16 protein-coding genes are annotated in these 17210 nt (G+C 71.4%); 9 read left to right on the top strand and 7 right to left on the bottom strand.

Annotated elements, in window-relative coordinates:
• Positions 1–58: 58 nt before the first annotated feature.
• The gene (locus ACGFML_RS15530; protein WP_393543899.1) at positions 59–1144 is read right to left on the bottom strand and encodes an S-(hydroxymethyl)mycothiol dehydrogenase; all 1086 of its coding nucleotides are present in this window, start codon (positions 1142–1144) and stop codon (positions 59–61) included.
• Positions 1145–1342: 198 nt separating this feature from the next.
• A complete protein-coding gene (locus ACGFML_RS15525) occupies positions 1343–2149 on the bottom strand; it encodes an IclR family transcriptional regulator (RefSeq protein WP_393543897.1) in 807 nt (268 codons plus the stop codon).
• 482 nt (positions 2150–2631) lie between these two features.
• Between ACGFML_RS15525 and ACGFML_RS15520 the strand changes: the two genes are divergently transcribed.
• A complete protein-coding gene (locus ACGFML_RS15520; protein WP_393543895.1) occupies positions 2632–3804 on the top strand; it encodes an NAD(P)/FAD-dependent oxidoreductase in 1173 nt (390 codons plus the stop codon).
• 72 nt (positions 3805–3876) lie between these two features.
• A complete protein-coding gene (locus tag ACGFML_RS15515) occupies positions 3877–4296 on the top strand; it encodes an SgcJ/EcaC family oxidoreductase (RefSeq protein WP_393543893.1) in 420 nt (139 codons plus the stop codon).
• 13 nt (positions 4297–4309) lie between these two features.
• Here ACGFML_RS15515 and ACGFML_RS15510 read toward each other — a convergent pair whose 3' ends face one another.
• The 3 genes from ACGFML_RS15510 to ACGFML_RS15500 all read right to left on the bottom strand — a co-directional run bounded on the left by ACGFML_RS15510 (position 4310) and on the right by ACGFML_RS15500 (position 6947).
• A complete protein-coding gene (locus ACGFML_RS15510) occupies positions 4310–4654 on the bottom strand; it encodes a hypothetical protein (RefSeq protein WP_393543892.1) in 345 nt (114 codons plus the stop codon).
• Between the two features lie 170 nt (positions 4655–4824).
• Complete coding sequence (locus ACGFML_RS15505) at positions 4825–5709, bottom strand: NAD(P)H-binding protein (RefSeq protein WP_393543890.1); 885 nt, start codon at positions 5707–5709, stop codon at positions 4825–4827.
• A gap of 173 nt (positions 5710–5882) precedes the next feature.
• Complete coding sequence (locus ACGFML_RS15500) at positions 5883–6947, bottom strand: YncE family protein (protein WP_393543888.1); 1065 nt, start codon at positions 6945–6947, stop codon at positions 5883–5885.
• 141 nt (positions 6948–7088) lie between these two features.
• On the opposite strand from ACGFML_RS15500, the gene ACGFML_RS15495 reads away from it, so the two are divergent.
• Positions 7089–8018 (top strand): LysR family transcriptional regulator, encoded by a 930-nt coding sequence (locus ACGFML_RS15495; RefSeq protein ID WP_393543886.1) that lies wholly within the window; start codon positions 7089–7091, stop codon positions 8016–8018.
• 28 nt (positions 8019–8046) lie between these two features.
• Here the strand turns inward: ACGFML_RS15495 and ACGFML_RS15490 are convergent, their stop codons facing one another.
• Complete coding sequence (locus ACGFML_RS15490; RefSeq protein ID WP_393543884.1) at positions 8047–8763, bottom strand: hypothetical protein; 717 nt, start codon at positions 8761–8763, stop codon at positions 8047–8049.
• Between the two features lie 178 nt (positions 8764–8941).
• On the opposite strand from ACGFML_RS15490, the gene ACGFML_RS15485 reads away from it, so the two are divergent.
• The 5 genes from ACGFML_RS15485 to ACGFML_RS15465 all read left to right on the top strand — a co-directional run bounded on the left by ACGFML_RS15485 (position 8942) and on the right by ACGFML_RS15465 (position 14840).
• Entirely contained in the window at positions 8942–9679 is a 738-nt protein-coding gene (locus ACGFML_RS15485) for a FadR/GntR family transcriptional regulator (protein WP_393543882.1), read from the top strand.
• Positions 9676–11196, top strand: coding sequence for an amino acid permease (locus tag ACGFML_RS15480; RefSeq protein WP_393543880.1), 1521 nt, complete (start codon positions 9676–9678; stop codon positions 11194–11196). The genes ACGFML_RS15485 and ACGFML_RS15480 overlap by 4 nt, the downstream gene beginning before the upstream one ends.
• A complete protein-coding gene (locus ACGFML_RS15475) occupies positions 11196–12245 on the top strand; it encodes an asparaginase (protein ID WP_393543878.1) in 1050 nt (349 codons plus the stop codon). Before ACGFML_RS15480 ends, ACGFML_RS15475 begins: the two co-directional genes overlap by 1 nt.
• A gap of 130 nt (positions 12246–12375) precedes the next feature.
• On the top strand, positions 12376–13779 hold the full coding sequence (aspA, locus tag ACGFML_RS15470) for an aspartate ammonia-lyase (RefSeq protein WP_393543877.1): 1404 nt from the start codon (positions 12376–12378) through the stop codon (positions 13777–13779).
• Positions 13780–13958: 179 nt separating this feature from the next.
• Entirely contained in the window at positions 13959–14840 is an 882-nt protein-coding gene (locus ACGFML_RS15465) for a serine hydrolase (RefSeq protein WP_393543876.1), read from the top strand.
• Positions 14841–14936: 96 nt separating this feature from the next.
• On the opposite strand, the gene ACGFML_RS15460 is transcribed toward ACGFML_RS15465, so the two are convergent.
• Positions 14937–15683 carry a Clp protease N-terminal domain-containing protein gene (locus ACGFML_RS15460; protein ID WP_393543874.1) on the bottom strand — a complete coding sequence of 249 codons (747 nt, stop codon included), beginning with the start codon at positions 15681–15683 and terminating at the stop codon, positions 14937–14939.
• Between the two features lie 183 nt (positions 15684–15866).
• Between ACGFML_RS15460 and ACGFML_RS15455 the strand changes: the two genes are divergently transcribed.
• Complete coding sequence (locus tag ACGFML_RS15455) at positions 15867–17150, top strand: extracellular solute-binding protein (protein WP_393543872.1); 1284 nt, start codon at positions 15867–15869, stop codon at positions 17148–17150.
• Positions 17151–17210 lie beyond the last annotated feature (60 nt).

Genomic DNA, 17210 nt, shown 5'->3' with positions numbered 1-17210 from the left:
TCGGGTGGTCGTCTGGGAAGTGGCCGTCCGGAAGGGGACCGGCCGGGGTGCGGCGCCGCTAGAGGACGACGACGGAGCGCAGCACCCGGCCGGCGCGCATCGCGTCGAAGGCGGACTCCACCTCGTCGAGGGCGATGGTCTCGGTGACGAAGGCGTCGAGGTCGAGCCGTCCGCTGAGGTAGCGGTCGATGAGGACGGGGAAGTCGCGGCTGGGGAGGCAGTCGCCGTACCAGGAGGACTTGAGGGAACCGCCGTGGGAGAAGAGGTCGATGAGCGGGAGCTCGATGGTCATGTCGGGTTCGGGGACGCCGACCTGAACCAGGGTTCCGGCGAGGTCGCGCATGGCGAAGCCCTGGGTGTAGGTCTCGGGCCGGCCGACGGCGTCGATGACGACGTCGGCGCCGTGGCCGCCGGTGAGCCGGCGGACCGCTTCGACGGGGTCGGTGCCGCGGGAGTTGACGGTGTCGGTGGCGCCGAACCGTTCGGCGGCGTCCAGCTTGCCGTCGTCGATGTCGACGGCGATGACGCGGCGGGCGCCCGCGTGGGCGGCCCCGGCGATGGCGGCGTTGCCGACGCCGCCGCAGCCGATGACGGCGACGGTGTCGCCGCTGCCGACGTTGCCGGTGTGGACGGCGGCGCCGTAGCCGGCCATCACCCCGCATCCGATGAGTCCGGCCGCCTCGGGACGCGCGGCGGGGTCGACCTTCACCGCCTGCCCGGCCGCGACCAGGGTCTTCTCGGCGAAGGCGCCGATGCCCAGGGCGGGGGTGAGCGGGGTGCCGTCCAAGAGGGTCATCGGACGGCCGGCGTTACGGGAGTCGAAGCAGTACCAGGGGCGGCCGCGGCGGCAGGATCGGCAGCCGCCGCAGGGCGCCCGCCAGGCCAGCACCACGTAGTCGCCGGGCGCCAGTCCGTTCACGCCGGGGCCGACCGCCTCGACCACACCCGCCGCCTCGTGGCCGAGCACATAGGGGAAGTCGTCCCCGACCGCGCCCTCGCGGTAGTGCAGATCGGTATGGCAGACGCCGCAGGCCTGCACATTCACCAGCACATCCCCCGGGCCCGGATCCGGCACCAGGACCGTTCGCACCTCGACCGGTGCGCCCCTCTTCGCCGCGACGACGGCACGGACTTCGTGTGGCATGCCCTACCCCTCAGCAATGCTCGGTGTTGCGCAGTGCACGAATGGTTGCGCGATGAGAGACATCGTGGGAGCGCCGACTCGGCAGCGTCAAGAGGTCCGGGCTAGCTCTTCGTAAAGGGCTGGTTACGGCCGCACACACGACAGCGGGGCCGGCTCACCGCTCCGGCCCCGCGTACGCCCCCCGCCCTCGTCATCCGCTCAACGGACGTATCCCATCCGCCGCGAGAGCTCCCACGCGGCCGCAACAGTGCGCTCGACCACCTCCGTGAGGTGCTCCTCGGACAGCCGGTACGCGGGCGCCGACACGCTGATCGCCCCGATGACCGCGCCGTCGTGCGCCCGCACCGGCGCGCCCACCGCGCGCAGTCCGACCTCCAACTCCTCGGTCGCCAGGGCGAATCCCCGCTCGGCGACCTCCGCCAGCTCGCGGCGCAACGCGGCCGGTGAGGTGATCGTCCGCCCGGTCAGCCGCGGCAACGCGCCGTCCAGGACGGCCTGTCGGACCGGCTCGGGCTGGAAGGCGAGCAGCGCTTTGCCGCTGGACGTCGCATGCAGCGCGGTGCGCCGTCCGAGCCAGTTCTGCGCGGTGACCGCCGCCGGGCCGTGCGCCTGCATGATGTTGACGGCCGCGGTGCCGTCGAGGACCGCGATGTTGACCGTCTCACCCAGCTCGTCGGCGAGGTCCCGGCAGAGTGCCGCACCCTCCTGCGCGATGTCGAGCCGTACGGCGGCCGCACCGGCCAGCCGCAACACCCCCGCGCCGAGGTAGTACTTGCCGCGCTCCTGCTCCTGCGTGACCAGCCCCCGGTTCTCCAGCACCCCCAGGATCCGGAACGCCGTCGACTTGTGCACGCCGAGCTCCTCGGCGATCCCGCTCGCCCCCGCCTCGCCCAGCCGCGCCAGGATCTCCAGGACGGTGACCGCCCGGTCCACCGACCGCACCGCGCTGACCGGGCCCTTCGGCGGCTCCACCGCCGCACACCCCGCCGCTGTCGCGTCCGTCATCCGCTCGGCCTCCCGCCCCGGCGGCCCGATCCGGGCCGGCATTCACGGGGAGTGCTTGACGCACCGGCTCCCCATCTGGATTCTGTTGCGCATAACGCTTCACCGTGCGCACCGCGAAACCGGAACTGTACCGAACAGTAACTGAGGGGCCTCGTGATGCCCGTCCGCCGCCTCCGCCGTCCGCCCGAGGACGACGCACCCACATCCGTCCGCGCCGTATCCGCACACACCACTTCCGCTCCTCCGATCGCCGTCCGTCACACCGACGGAGCGCCGCGCTCCGCCGACGACACCAGCAACCGCCGGGACGCCGCACATCGCACCGACCGGCCGGAGGGGTGTCTGGTCGGATGCCCGCTGCCCACCGCTTCATTCGGTTTCCGCAGCAGGGCAGCGGCCCGCCCGGCCCCACCGCACCGCACCGTGACCGCACGGTCCGGCGCGGGCCACGTCCGCCACACCCTTCGGGAGGACACCGCCACATGAAGTCCATCACTGTCATCGGGGCCTCGCTGGCGGGGCTGTACACCGCACGGGCCCTGCGCTCCCAGGGCTACGACGGCAGCCTGGTCATCGTCGGGGAGGAGGCGCACCGCCCCTACGACCGGCCGCCGCTGTCCAAGGGATTCCTCACGGACGCCACCGCCAGTGAGGCACAACTGGCCCTGACCGACGCCGAGGAGATCGCCGAACTCGACGCCGAATGGTTGCTCGGCACCCGCGCCACCGGACTCGACACCGGCTCCCGCACGGTCCTGCTCGACAACGGCCGCTCCCTCGTCACCGACGGCCTGGTCATCGCCACCGGAGCCACCCCGCGCCGCCTCCCGGGCCCCGCGCCCGTCGGCACCCACACCCTGCGCACCCTCGACGACGCGCGGTCCCTGCGCGCGGATCTCGCCCGCGGCCGCACCGAGGTCGTGGTGATCGGCGGCGGCTTCATCGGCGCCGAAGTCGCCTCGTCCTGTGCCGCCCTGGGCCACGACGTCACCGTGGTCGAGGCCGCCCCACTCCCCCTGGCTCCCCAGCTCGGCGAGGGCATGGCCCGGATCTGCGCCGCCCTCCACGCCGATCACGGGGTCCGGCTGCTGACCGGCACCGGCGTCGCCCAACTGCACAGCGGCGGCACGGACGGCCGCCTGCGCGGAGTCGAACTGGCCGACGGCCGGCTGCTCCCCGCCTCCGTGGCCGTCATCGGCATCGGCGTCCGCCCCCGCACCGACTGGCTGGCGGACTCCGGGCTGCCGCTGGACGACGGGGTGCGGTGCGACGCGGGCTGCGTCACCCCGGTCCCCGGCATCGTGGCCGTCGGCGACGTGGCCAGGGCGGACGGCACCCGCGCCGAGCACTGGACCAGCGCCACCGAACAGGCCGCCGTCGCCGCCCGGAACCTCCTCGCCGGCCGCACCGTCGCCACCCATCGGGCGGTGCCGTACTTCTGGTCCGACCAGTACGGCGTGCGGCTGCAGTTCGCCGGTCGGCGGCTGCCCACCGACCGGCCGCGCATCATCGAAGGCTCCCCCGACGACCGCAGCTTCCTCGCCCGCTACGAACGCGACGGCCACACCACAGCCGTACTCGCCCTCAACCGCCCCCGCCCCTTCATGCGCCTGCGACGCGAACTCGGCCGCGAGGCACAGCCGGCGACCAACTGAGGCGTGCTGGGGGTGATTTCCTTGACTGGAGGACTTGACCTCAAGTCGAGTTGAGGTTCCATGATGATCGGCATGGAGACGACAGTCATGGACGAGCAGACGCAGGAAACCGAGATCGAAGCGATCAAGCAGGTGATCGCCACTCTTGAGCACTCCCAACAGAACGAACTCCCCGAGGAGTTCGTCGGCCTGTTCCGGGCCGACGCGATCTGGACAACGGGCCACGGCAAGCGCCTCACCGGTCGAGAGGAGATCTCGGCCTTCACCCACCACGTGCTCCCCGGTGCGATGAAGGACTCGACGGCCACGTACGAGGTGTTGCACGTGCTGTTCATCCGGCCCGACGTCGCCGCGGTCAAGGCGCACGCGCAGTACTGGACGCTCGACGGCCGACCGATCGGAAACCCGGGCACTCCGCTCTACGTCATGGCGAAGGAGGACGGGCAATGGCGCCTGGTCGCCTGCCAGAACACGGAAGTGCTCGCCTCCTGACACATCGCCCTCGTCACGAGGGCGGCCCCTCGCCGAGGCGGGCCCGTATGGCCGGGAGGCTCGCCTTCACCCGGGTGTGGGCCGCCCGGCCACTGGGGGTGAGCTGAAGACGGCCCTCGGGGGTCCGCGTGATCAGGGCCCGGGCGGCGAGGTCGGCCGCGTCCGCCGGGAGGTCGTCGCCCGAGAGAAGGTACTCCTGGAGGATGCCGGTCAGTTCGTCGAGGCTGCGGCCGGCAACAGCGGGCCCCAGATCGTCCGGGGCGAGGTAACGGAGGATCCAGTACTGGGGCTGGGTGAGACCCAGGACGGCCAGTTCCTCGCGAATGAGGGTGATGCGATCGGTCGGTTCTGCAGCCATGGGGACAGTCTCCGACCTCGAGTCGAGTTGAGGTCAAGCCGGAGTGGGGCAGGGGGGCCGGGCCGGGCAGCGCGGCCCGGCCCGGCCCGGCCGCCGACTCCCACCGATCGCTCGCGCCGGCGGGTGACGCGGCGCAGAGTGATCGGTGGCGAATCCGTCGGGCTGCGCGTTCAGGCCGTCACGGCCGGTTTGAGGACCTCCTCGCACCACTGCCGGAACGTCGTCGGGGTCGTCGACTCCGCGGTGCGCGGCTCGGCGTTGTCGAGGCCCTTGTTCTTCGCGTCGAACATGTCGACCATCCCCTGCGCCATCGCGTCGGTCGTCCCGAAGCCGGTGAGGCGCTCCTTGAACGCCGAACCCGGAATCTGCCGATAGCCGATCTCGGTCCCGAGGACCTCGGAGAGGATCTGTGCCATCTCGATGGGCGTCAGGTCCTCGGGACCGAGGCAGGGGACCTGGCCGGCCCCCTCCCAGGAATCGTCGAGCAGTAGCCGCGCGGCGGTGGCGGCGATGTCGCGGGTGGCGACGGTGGGGCTCCTCAGGTCCGGGTCGATCATCAAGGAGAACGTTCCGTGGTTCTTGATCGCGCCGACCTGGCGGAGCAGGTTGTGCATGAACGACGGGCAGCTCACCGCTCGGTAGGCGACGCCCGAGGCGGCGATCAGATCGTTCATCGCCAGCGATGCGGTCACCAGGCCGGCCTGATCGGCCATCGGCGTTCCGCGGCCGAGTGCGGAGATGCCGACGACGCGCTGGACGCCGTGGCGGGCGAACGCCTCGCATGCGGGGCGAGTGAAGTCGACATAGACGGCTTCGACGCTCGGTGCGGCCGGATCGTCCGGCGCGAGCCAGAAGACGGCCTCGGCGCCGTCACACGCCCGGTCGATGACGGCGGCGTCGCCGTGCGAGCCCTCGACGACCTCGGACCGTTCACGAACCTCGGGTGCGAGCCGCGAGGGGTCGCGGGCGACGAGGCGCAGCGGTGCCCCGCGATCGAGCAGGTCGTCGACGAGCCGGCGGCCTATGGTGCCGGTGGGTGCGGTGATGACGATCACGTATGTCTCTTTCTCTTCCTGGGTGTCGGTGGGCGACGGGGGCGCCACGTCGAGGGCAGGCCCGGTTCGACGTCCATGAACGAACGGGCCGTCGGAGGCCCGGGGGGACTGCGCTGTGCGGCCACCGCGGCATCGCGGCGGGGTTCAGCCGCCGACGGCATGGCGCCCTGTCCTCACAGGGGTGAGGCCGGGCGCGGGATGTAGGCCAGGCCGTGGGCGCCGGGCTCGCCGAGCCTGGCGATGTCCAGCCGGGCCAGGCGCTGCAGCGTCTCCAGGTCGACGATGTCGACGGTGGACGAGGCGACGCAGGCCACATAGGCGAGCCGGCCGTCGGGCGAGGAGGTGATGGTCAGCGGGCAGAGCCCCACCTCGACCTCCCCCAGTTGCTTGTGGGTGTCGGCGGAGAACACCGTGAGGCGGCCCGGCGCGTGGCGCCCGAGTGGGGCCACCGGGTCGGGTTCGCTGCGCATTTCGCCGGCGAGCAGCTTGCCCGACGACGTCAGGTGCACCGGCAGGACGATGTCCTCCGTGGGCAGGGTGTCGACGACGGACGCCGTCCGGGCGTCGATGACCCGGACTCCCGTGGCCGGCCGCTCCTCGAGGGTGGCGGAGAAGGAACCGCCGTAGGGCGCGGCGACGAAGACGTGCGCGCCGTCGGCGGAGACGGCGAGCCCCTCACTGCCCGGCACCTCGACCTTCGCGGTGAGGATGCCCCGTTCGAGATCGACGACCGACACGAACGGCGCCTCCTTGTTGGAGGCGTAACCCGTCCGTCCCGCCGGGTCGATGGCGAACCAGTGCGGTCCCGGCGCGTCCGTGTCGATCCTGCCCAGCGGCCGACGGGTCTCCGTGTCGATCACCACGACACCGCCGGGGCGATCCGCCGAGCCCTCCACGCTGACGTAGAGGCGACGACGCGCGGTGTCCAACGCCAGCCCGTGCGGCCCGTGTTCCGGGGCGAGGTCGATGACCTCGACGATGCGGCGTGTGTCGGGGTCGATGACGGTCAGCTCGGTGCGTCGGCCGCTGTTCGCGTGGTAGTAGCCCGAGTGATAGGCCGTGGTGCACCACAGCAGTCGCTGCGTCGGGTCGAAGCACAACTCATGGGGCTCGGCGAGGATTTCCGTCGTACCGATGTGCCGGTCATGGGCGGCGTCGAAGAACGAGACCGTCGGACCACTCTGACTGACCACGGCCAGCACATCGCCTTCTCGACCGGCGCGGGGGGACTGTTGCACAGAGGGCTCCTTGAACGGGCGAAGGGGATGTCACGCGACCTCGCGGACACCTCCACTCTCGGCGCGAGAGGATTTCGCAGCAATGCAAAGATTGGCATCTCATAGTTGACTCAGGCGTAAAACTGCAGCTCAGGAGCGTCAATGGATCTCAATCTGCTACGAGCCCTGGACGCGCTGCTCCAGGAGAACAGCGTGACCCGCGCCGCGGAGCGACTCGGCACGTCACCCGCGGCAGCCAGTCGCACGCTGGCCCGGCTCCGCCGCGCCGTCGGTGACCCCCTGCTGGTCCGCGCGGGCCAGGGGATGGTCCCGACCCCGCGAGCCCTGGAACTCCGGGAGGAGGTGAGCGAGGTGCTGCGCGGTTGCGACAACGTCCTGCGGCCCGGGGCCGGCTTCGACGCCGCGCATCTCCAGCGCACCTTCACCGTGCAGGCCACCGACCTGCTCCTGGTGGGGCTGGCCGGGACCTTGACCGAGCAGATCCACGCGGAGGCCCCGCAGGTGAACGTGGTCTTCCTGCCGGAGGCCCTGGAGGGCGGCCCCGCGCTGCGGCAGGGCTGGGTGGACGTCGAACTGGGCGTCCTCGGACACCTGGACCCGGAGATCCGAACCCAACGGCTCACCGAGATGACGCTGCTCGGCATCGCCCGCAGCGGTCATCCCCTCTTCGGCGGGCGGATCGACGCCCGCCGTTTCGCCGCGGCCGACCACATCGGCATCTCGCGGCTCGGCAAGCGCCTCGGGCCCATCGACAGCGCGCTCGCGGAACTCGGGCTGCGGCGCCGGACCGCGGTCGTCGTCCCCAGCCACACGAGCGCGATGATGCTCGCCCGGGACACCGACCTCGTGGCGCTCGCCCTGGCCGACTGGCTCCCCGAGGCCGTCTCCGCACTGGGGCTGCGCACCTTCCCCATCCCCCTCGACCTGGCACCCCTCGACCTCGGAATGGCCTGGCACCCCCGCAACTCGACCGACCCGGGGCACCGCTGGTTCCGTGACCGCTTGGCAGCCTCGGTCCTGGCCCCGTCAGGTGCGGGGGACGACAGCGCCCAGGGCAGCCCGACGTCGTAGCGGCGTTCCACCAAAGAGAACGACGTCTTCAGGCCAGTCGCTTGCCGTTGTCCACATGGCGGGCCTTGGGCACTCCGCTGAACCGTCCGGACCGGCCGGCCGGCGCCGACCGCATCACCCGTTCCGCACCGGCCCGTTGCTCGGCCCCGCCCTCCACCGACGCCACGTCGGTCCAGTAGATGTCGAGCATCGTCCGCAGCGACGTCGGCTCGCAGCTCGGGCCCATCGGTACCGTGATCCGGTCCAGCGCCTGCCACAGCTCGTAGTCGGGCTGCTCGGCGATGCCGCCGGCCCGGGCGTGGGCGGCCTGGTGCCGCTGCACGGCGAGGGCCAGATCCCGCAGGCACTCGCGGTGTTCCTGCGCCACGCTGTGATTCGCGGCGCGATTGAGGTCGCGCCGGGCGCGGTTGACGTCGGCGAGGGCGTTCTGCACGGTGCGGGCGAAATTCGCGGCGCGGTGCCGCCACTCCTCGTAGTCGTTGCGGGTATCGAACCAGTCCTTCTTGCCGGCCGGCCCCCGGGCGAAGCACGCGGCCTGAAACGCGTCACGTTCGGCCTTCCGTTTGCGCAGGGCCGAGACATTGCGCTGCACCAGCGCGGAGAGGGTGTCGCGGGTGCGGTCGATGAGCGGCCGGCCGAGGAGTAATCCCCAGATCTCCTGGTCACGCGCCGGAGGGTGGGCGTTGTCGAGGACAAGCCGTTCATAGGTGGCGTCGTCGAGCCGGGTGAGAGTGTGGACGTCCATCAGGCGGCCTCCGAGCCGGTCGTGGGCGCTGCTGCCCCCATGGTGGCGGGCGGGTCCGACATCCGGACAGGGCGCACGACGATCACAGAAGCGCCCCCGTCGTCGCAACGGGCGCCGTGCGATCTCCGCCACGCGCACCCCCTTGACACCTCGCCCCCACCCGAACGACCATCCCAGGGTGAACCTGTCAGACAGCCAGACAGCTGGCGATATGCCCAGGCGGGTCAGCGCCATGGAAGCGGTGCTGACCCATCTACGCGGCGCGATCGAACGCGGCGAATACGCGGTCGGGGACAAGCTGCCGTCCGAGGCGGAACTGTGCCGCCGGCTGGAGGTGAGCCGGCCCGTGCTCCGGGAGGCGCTGCGCGCGCTGCAGACGATGGGGCTCACCGTCTCGCGGACCGGCAAGGGCACCTTTGTGGTGTCCGACGGCGCGGTGGCGGACCCGACCTTCGGCGACTACGCGGCGAGCGACCTCCTCGAGGTGCGGCGGCACGTGGAGATCCCGGTGGCCGGTTACGCGGCCGTGCGCCGTACGCCCGAGGACGTCGATCACCTCACCCATCTGCTGGAGCGGATGGAGCGCGAGACCGACACCACCGCATGGGTGGCGATGGACACCCTCTTCCACCTGGCGGTCGCCCAGGCGGCGCGGAACCCGGTCTTCCGGCGGGTCATCGAGGAGATCCGGGACGCGCTGGCCCGCCAGTCGGCCTTCCTCAACGAGCTCGGTGGGCGGCGCGAGCAGTCCAACCGTGAGCACCGGGCGATCGTCGAGGCGCTGATCGACCGCTCCGAGCAGGACGCGGTGGACGCCATGACCCACCATCTGGCCCGCGTCGAGTCGACGCTGACCACCATCGTGCGGCCGCCCGACCGCACGACACCCGCCCCCGACGACGAGGACCAGCCGTGAGCGAACAGTCCCTCCGACAGTCCGGACCACAGCACGAGCCACCGGATCCGGGGCACTCGGGCGGCGGACATGTCGACGCCGGCGACGCCGGGTACCGCAAGTCCCTGACGTCCCGGCATGTGAACATGATCGCCATCGGTGGAGCCATCGGCACCGGGCTGTTCCTCGGCGCGGGCGGCCGGCTCGCCGATGCCGGCCCGTCGCTGGCGGTCGCCTACGCCGTCTGCGGGCTCTTCGCCTTCCTCGTGGTGCGGGCGCTGGGCGAGCTGGTGCTGCACCGGCCGTCGTCGGGTGCGTTCGTCTCGTACGCCAGGGAGTTCCTCGGCGAGAAAGGGGCGTTCGTCGCGGGCTGGATGTACTTCCTGAACTGGGCGACCACCGGGATCGCCGACATCACCGCGGTGGCGACCTATACGCACTACTGGGGGATGTTCGCCCGCGTGCCCCAGTGGGTGGTCGCACTGATAGCGCTGGCGGTCGTGGTGACCGTGAACCTCATCTCCGTGAAGATCTTCGGCGAGCTGGAGTTCTGGTTCGCGATCATCAAGGTCGGCGCACTGGTCGTCTTCCTGCTGATCGGCATCTTCCTGCTGTCCACCGGGCACCCGGTCGACGGCCGCTCCCCCGGCCCTTCGCTGATCACCGACCACGGCGGCCTCTTCCCGACCGGCACGCTCGCGATGCTGCTGGTCGTCCAGGGCGTGGTCTTCGCCTATGCCTCGGTCGAGCTGGTCGGGGTCACGGCGGGCGAGACGGCGGAGCCGGAGAAGGTCATGCCCAGAGCGATCAACTCGATCATGTGGCGGGTGGCGCTGTTCTACGTCGGTTCGGTGGTGCTGCTGGCGATGCTGATGCCGTGGAGCGCGTACTCGGCGGCCGAGAGCCCCTTCGTGACCGTGCTGTCGCATGTCGGGGTGCCCGCGGCGGGCGGCGTGATGAATCTCGTGGTGCTCACCGCCGCGATGTCCAGCCTCAACTCCGGCCTCTACTCCACCGGTCGGATCCTGCGCTCCATGGCGATGTCCGGATCCGCGCCGCGGTTCACCGGCGTGATGAGCCGCAGCCAGGTCCCCTACGGCGGCATCCTCCTCACCTCCGGCATCTGTGTGCTGGGCGTCGGCCTCAACTACGTGGTGCCGAGCCAGGCGTTCGAGATCGTGCTGAACTTCGCGGCGATCGGCATCCTCAGCACCTGGGCGATGATCATGATCTGCCACCTGCTCTTCTGGCGGCAGGCCCGCGCCGGACGGCTCGCGCGCCCCGGCTACCGCCTCCCCGGCTCACCGTGGACCGAGTGCGTGACGCTGGCCTTCCTGGCGCTGGTGCTGGTGCTCATGTGGGCCGACGGCGGGGCCGGACGGACCACGGTCGCCTGCCTCCCGGTGATTGCGGCCGCGCTCGTCGCGGGCTGGTTCCTGGTGCGGAAGCGGGTCGGGGCGATCAGGGCAGCGGCCACCGGCGACGGCGCGACCGGAGCGGTACCGGGCCTCAAGGGTACGGAGAGCGAAGGAAAGTGATGGACAGTCAGGACATCGCGGCGACGCCCCGCAGGGCCCCCGGAGCGCCGCCCGACGTCCGGGATCCGGGCCATGTCCCGGTCGCCCGGATGGTGCGCGGCGGGATCGTCGAGGGCGTCCACCACGGTTCGGTCGTCGTGCTGGCGGCGGACGGCAGCGTGGAGTTCCAGGCGGGCGACATCGAGGCCGCGTTCCTGCCGCGCTCGGCACTCAAGCCGATCCAGGCGGTCGGCCTGCTGCGTGCGGGACTGCCGCCGCTGGACGCCGCGTCCCTGGCCCTCACCGCCGCCAGCCACTCCGGCGAGGAGCGGCATCTGGCGACCGCCCGCCGGATGCTGCACTCGGCCGGCCTGAACGAGGACGCTCTGCGCAATGTGCCGGATCTGCCGTACGGACCGGCAGCCCGGGACACCTGGCTGGGGCGCGGCCTCGGGCCGTCCCGGCTCGCCCAGAACTGCTCCGGCAAGCACGCCGCCATGCTGATGACCGCCCATGCGCGGGGCTGGAGCCTGGACACCTACCTCGATCCCGGTCATCCACTCCAGTGGGCGCTCGCGGCGACGGTGGAGGACCTGACCGGGCAGGGCATCGCCCATGTCACGGTCGACGGCTGCGGTGCGCCGCTGTTCTCCGTGTCCCTGCACGGTCTCACCAGGGCCATGGCCCGGCTGGCGACGGCGGCGCCCGGCACCGCCGAGGGGCGGGTGGCGGACGCCATGCGCGACCACCCGGAGATGGTCGCCGGGGAAGGCCGGGACGTCACCCGGCTGATGCGTGCGGTGCCCGGCCTGATCGCCAAGGACGGGTTCGAGGGGGTGCAGATCGCCGCGCTGCCGGACGGCCGGGCGATCGGCGTGAAGATCGCCGACGGCGCCGACCGCGCCCGGATGCCGGTGGCCGCCGCGGCCCTCGAACGCTGCGGCCTCGATCCCCGGACCTTGGCCGTCTTCGCCACCGCGCCGGTCGTCGGGGGCGGCGAGCAGATCGGTTCACTGCGGGCTGCGGGGGCGATGGTTTCACCGATTCCTGCGTACCACGGACACGCGTGAGCCGATTCCTGCACCCGGCGCCCTGACCGCGTCCCCGTCGCGCGCCGGCGTCCCCCCCTCCGCCCGCACCTCCGTATTTCCCTCCCCTCCCCTCCCCTCCCCTCCCCTCTCACGAAGGACCACTTGCGCCATGACTGCCGTCGACGGCCACCGCCGCGAACACGACCTCCTCGGGGACCGCGAGATACCCGCCGACGCGTACTGGGGCATCCACACCCTGCGCGCCGTCGAGAACTTCCCCATCACCGGGACGCCGATCTCCGCCTACCCGCATCTGATCAACGCGCTCGCCGCCGTCAAGGAGGCGGCGGCGCGGGCGAACCAGGACCTCGGGCTGCTCACCGCGGAGAAGGCCGACGCCATTGCGGGCGCCTGCCGGGAGATCCGCGAAGAGGGGCTGCTGCACGACCAGTTCGTCGTCGACGTCATCCAGGGCGGCGCCGGCACCTCGACCAACATGAACGCCAACGAGGTCATCGCCAACCGGGCGCTGGAGATCCTGGGCCGGTCCAAGGGCGACTACGGCCCGCTGCATCCCAACGAGGACGTCAACCTCGGCCAGTCGACCAATGACGTGTACCCGACCGCCGTGAAGGTGGCGACGGTCATCGCCGTACATGAGCTGCTCGACGCGATGACCGTGCTGCGGGAGGCGTTCGCCGCGAAGGCGGCGGAGTTCCGTGACGTCCTCAAGATGGGACGCACCCAGCTCCAGGACGCCGTGCCGATGACGCTGGGGCAGGAGTTCTCCGCGTACGCCGTGATGCTGGAGGAGGACCAGGGGCGGCTGGCCGAGGCCGCTCTCCTCATCCATGAGATCAACCTCGGGGCCACCGCCATCGGCACCGGGCTCAACGCTCCCCGGGGCTACGCGGAGGCGGCCCGCCGCCACCTCGCGGACCTCACCGGACTGCCGCTGGTCACCTCGGCGAACCTGGTGGAGGCCACTCAGGACTGTGGGGCCTTCGTCCATCTGTCCGGCGTCCTGAAGCGGATCGCGGTGAAGCTCTCCAAGAGCTGCAACGATCTGCGGCTGCTCTCCTCGGGGCCGCGGGCGGGGCTCGCGGAGATCAACCTGCCGCCGGTGCAGGCGGGTTCGAGCATCATGCCCGGCAAGGTCAATCCGGTGATCCCCGAGGTCGTCAACCAGGTGGCCTTCGAGGTGATCGGCAACGACGTCACCATCACCATGGCCGCCGAGGCGGGCCAGCTCCAGCTCAACGCGTTCGAACCGGTGATTCTGCACTCGCTGTCGGAGAGCATCACCCACCTGCGGGCCGCCTGCCACACCCTCGCCGAGCGCTGCGTGTCCGGCATCACCGCCAATACCGAGGCGCTGCGCAGGAGCGTGGAGAGCTCCATCGGCCTGGTCACGGCGCTCAACCCGCACATCGGCTACCTCGCCGCCACCGCCATCGCACAGGAGGCGCTGTCTACCGGGCGCGGGGTGGCGGAGCTGGTACTGGAGCAGGGGCTGCTGCCGGCCGAGCGGCTCGCGGAGCTGCTGCGCCCGGAGGTACTGGCGGGCCAGTAGAAGGGGACGGAGAAACCGGACCAATTTTGACGAACGTCACATGTCGGCGGAGCCGACAAATACGGACATTCCGCCCGATTTATTCGAGGTGAACCCTGTCGGGCCCCGTATCGTCACCGTCGCCCATGAACGGAAGTCAGAGCCGCACCCCGCACCGGGCGGCCGGAACGGAATCCCTTATGCACGCATCGCGCATCTCTCGCTGCGCACGCCGCGGGCTGGTCGCGGTGCTGGCCGGCGGGTCGGTCCTCCTGTCCGTGCTCCACGCGACAAGCCCGGCCGCCGCGAGCACGGCGAGCTCCCCGGCGGGCGGCTCACGGGTCGTGTGCACGTCGAAGAAGCCGGGCCTGGCGCCCAAGCTGTCCCATGACATAGCCGGCGCCCTCGACGGGCGCCGGGGCCGGTCGGCGCTGGCCGTCTACGACCGGCCGACCGGGACGAGCTGCCGCTACCAGGCCGGTACCCACTTCGACTCCGCGAGCGTCATCAAGGTCACCGTGCTCGGTGCACTGCTCCGCCAGGCCGGCGAGGCCCACCGCCACCTCACGCCGAAGGAGGCGCACTGGGCCACAGCCATGATCACCAAGTCGGACAACGCCTCGACCAACGCCCTCTGGCACCGGATCGGCCCCGCCGGCATCAAGCACTTCCTGGACCTGGCGGGCATGCGCCACACCGTGCCGGGCAAGGGCGGCTCGTGGGGTCTGACCCAGATCACCGCGGGCGACCAGCTGAAGCTGATGCGGCTGCTGACCGAGCACAACACCGTGCTCACCGCTTCCGACCGCGCCTACGCCCTCGGCCTGATGCACCACGTCGAGCGCGACCAGCAGTGGGGGGTGCCCGCCGGGGCGCCCGCCTCCGCCACGGTGCACGTGAAGAACGGCTGGCTGCCGCGCACGACCAACGGCTGGCGGGTGCACAGCGTGGGCGCCTTCACCGGTAGCGGACACGACTACGGCATGGCCGTCCTCTCGCACGGAAACCGCACCATGGACTACGGCGTCGCCACCATCGAAGGAGCCGCGCAGGTCATCCAGCGCGACCTCGCCGCGACCTGACCGCGGCGCCGACCGCCCCGCAACCGGCACGGCGACGACCTCCCCCGCACCGGCGGTGCCGCTGGGCACCCCCGGTGCGGGGGAGGAAACCGTCTGTCAGGAGCCGCCCTGCCCGCGTTCGGCGTGGATCGCGGCCAAGGCGGCGCCGATGGCCGTTTCGGTGGCCTCCTTGTCGACACCGAGACCGGTGAGCACCCCCGCACCGGCTTCCTGCTCCAGCAGGGCGAGCAGGACGTGCTCGGTACCGATGTAGTTGTGCCCCAGCCGCAGGGCCTGCCGGTACGTGAGCTCCAGGACCTTCTTCGCCCCGGCGTCGAACGGGATGAGGGCCGGGATCTTCTCGGCCGCGGGCGGCAGCAGCGCGGTGACGGCCTCCCGTACGGCCTCCGCGGTGACCCCCTGCGAGGCGATCGCCCGGGCGCCGAGCCCTTCCGGCTCGGCCAGCAGCCCCAGCACGAGGTGCTCCGGGCGGATATCCACGCCGGACGCCGCGCGGGCCTCCTCCTGGGACGCCACGACGACCTTGCGTGCGCGATCCGTGTAGCGACTGAACCCCTGCTGGAGGTCGAGGTCCGACGGCTCGCCGGAGCCCTTCACCACGAAGCGCTTCTGCGCCGCCTGTTTGGTGACCCCCATGCTCGTGCCGATGTCCGTCCAGGACGCGCCCGAGCGTCGCGCCTGGTCCACGAAGTGGCCGATCAGGTGGTCGGCGACGTCACCGAGGTGCTCGGCGGCGAGGACCGCGTCGGAGAGCTGCTCCAGCTCGTCGGAATGAACCTTCTTGATGGCCTCGATCAGGTCGTCGAGGCGGACCGGATTGGTGGTGCGCTCTGAATTCCCCATGCGTCAACCATAAGTTGACGATCCTCTGAACGTCAACCCGAAGTTGACGATCAGGGCGAGTCTGTAGTGACAAGCCATGCCTGCATGGCACGTTCTGCCATTCACCGCGTACCGTGACCCTTGATCCATACGGTTGGTGGCCCATCCTTGGGCTCGGGCAGCGCAGCAGAGGTGGCAACAGCAGTGCGTCGACGGCTCTTTCTCTCTCGTACGGCGGGTATGGCGGGCGCGGCGGCCTGGGGGCTCACCGGCTGCGGCTCGGAGGGCGACACGGGCGGCCGGGACGTCACCTTGTCCCTGCTGGCGGCGAGTTACGGCAAGAGCGTGGGCGCCTCCATCGTCGACCGCTGGCACGCGACCATCGCCGCCTTCGAGAAGCGGCATCCGCACATCAGGATCGACCTGGAACTCGTCCCCATCGGCCGGATCGACGCGACGCTCGCCCGCCGGGTGAGGAACGGCAACGCACCCGACATCGCACAGTCCTACGCCTTCGCCGACTACGCCGAGGCCCACCAGCTGTACCGGGCCGAGGAGCTCTTCGACGTCACCACACAGGCCGACTTCATCACCTCCTTCGCCCGCGCCGGAGAGGTCGGCTTCGTCGAGTACGGGATCCCGTTCCTGGCCAGCACGCCGCGGCTCTTCTACCACAAGGGCCTCTTCGCCCGGGCGGGCGTCGCCGGCCCGCCGTCCTCCTGGGCCGAGCTGCGCAGCACCGCAGCGGCGCTCAAGGCGGCCGGGGTCAAGACCCCGTACGGGCTGCAACTCGGCCCGGAGGCGGCCGAGGACGAAGCCCTGGCGTGGATGCTGGCGGCGGGCGGCGGCTATTCGGGCCCGTCCGGATACGACTTCGCGAAGAAGGAGAACGTCGAGACGCTGGACTGGCTGAAGAGCCGGCTGGTCGCGCCGGGGCTGGCCGGTGACGACCCGGCGCGGTTCAGCCGGACGCCCGCGTACGCGGCGTTCCTCAAGGGTGAGGTCGGCATGATGCTGGCCCATCCGGTACTGATCAAGGCGGCCGAGCAGGCCCGACTCGCCTACGGACACGCCGCCTTCCCGATGCGGCACGGCAACGGCGCCGCTCCCCCGGTCGGGCTCAGCGACTGGCTGATGGCGTTCAACCGGGGCGGCCACCGCAAGGAGTGCGCGGCCTTTCTCGCCTTCCTGTTCACGAACAAGGACGCCGCCCGGTTCGCGGCGGGCCAGGGAACCCTGCCGGTGACGGTCTCCGGCTCGGAGTCGCTGCACCGGCAGCAGACGCAGCGGCCCCTGTGGAAGTTCGTCGACCAGATGCCGAAGGCCGAGTTCCACCCGGTGAACCGGAGTTCCTGGCCCAAGGTCCGCGACGCCGTACGGGACCGGATCGGCGACGCGGTCATGGCGCACGGCGATCCGCGGTCCACGCTCGACGGGCTCCAGCTGACGGCGAACCTGGCCGAGTCGAGGACCACGCCCACCACCTGACGCCGCGTGCACCCCCAGGTGATGCCCCTCCCGCACACCCCCGCCGGCCCAGGTGCGACG

It is taken from the genome of Streptomyces sp. NPDC048650, assembly GCF_043199095.1.
Classification (GTDB): Bacteria; Actinomycetota; Actinomycetes; order Streptomycetales; family Streptomycetaceae; genus Streptomyces.
This window is presented reverse-complemented; position numbering and strand designations above follow the sequence as displayed.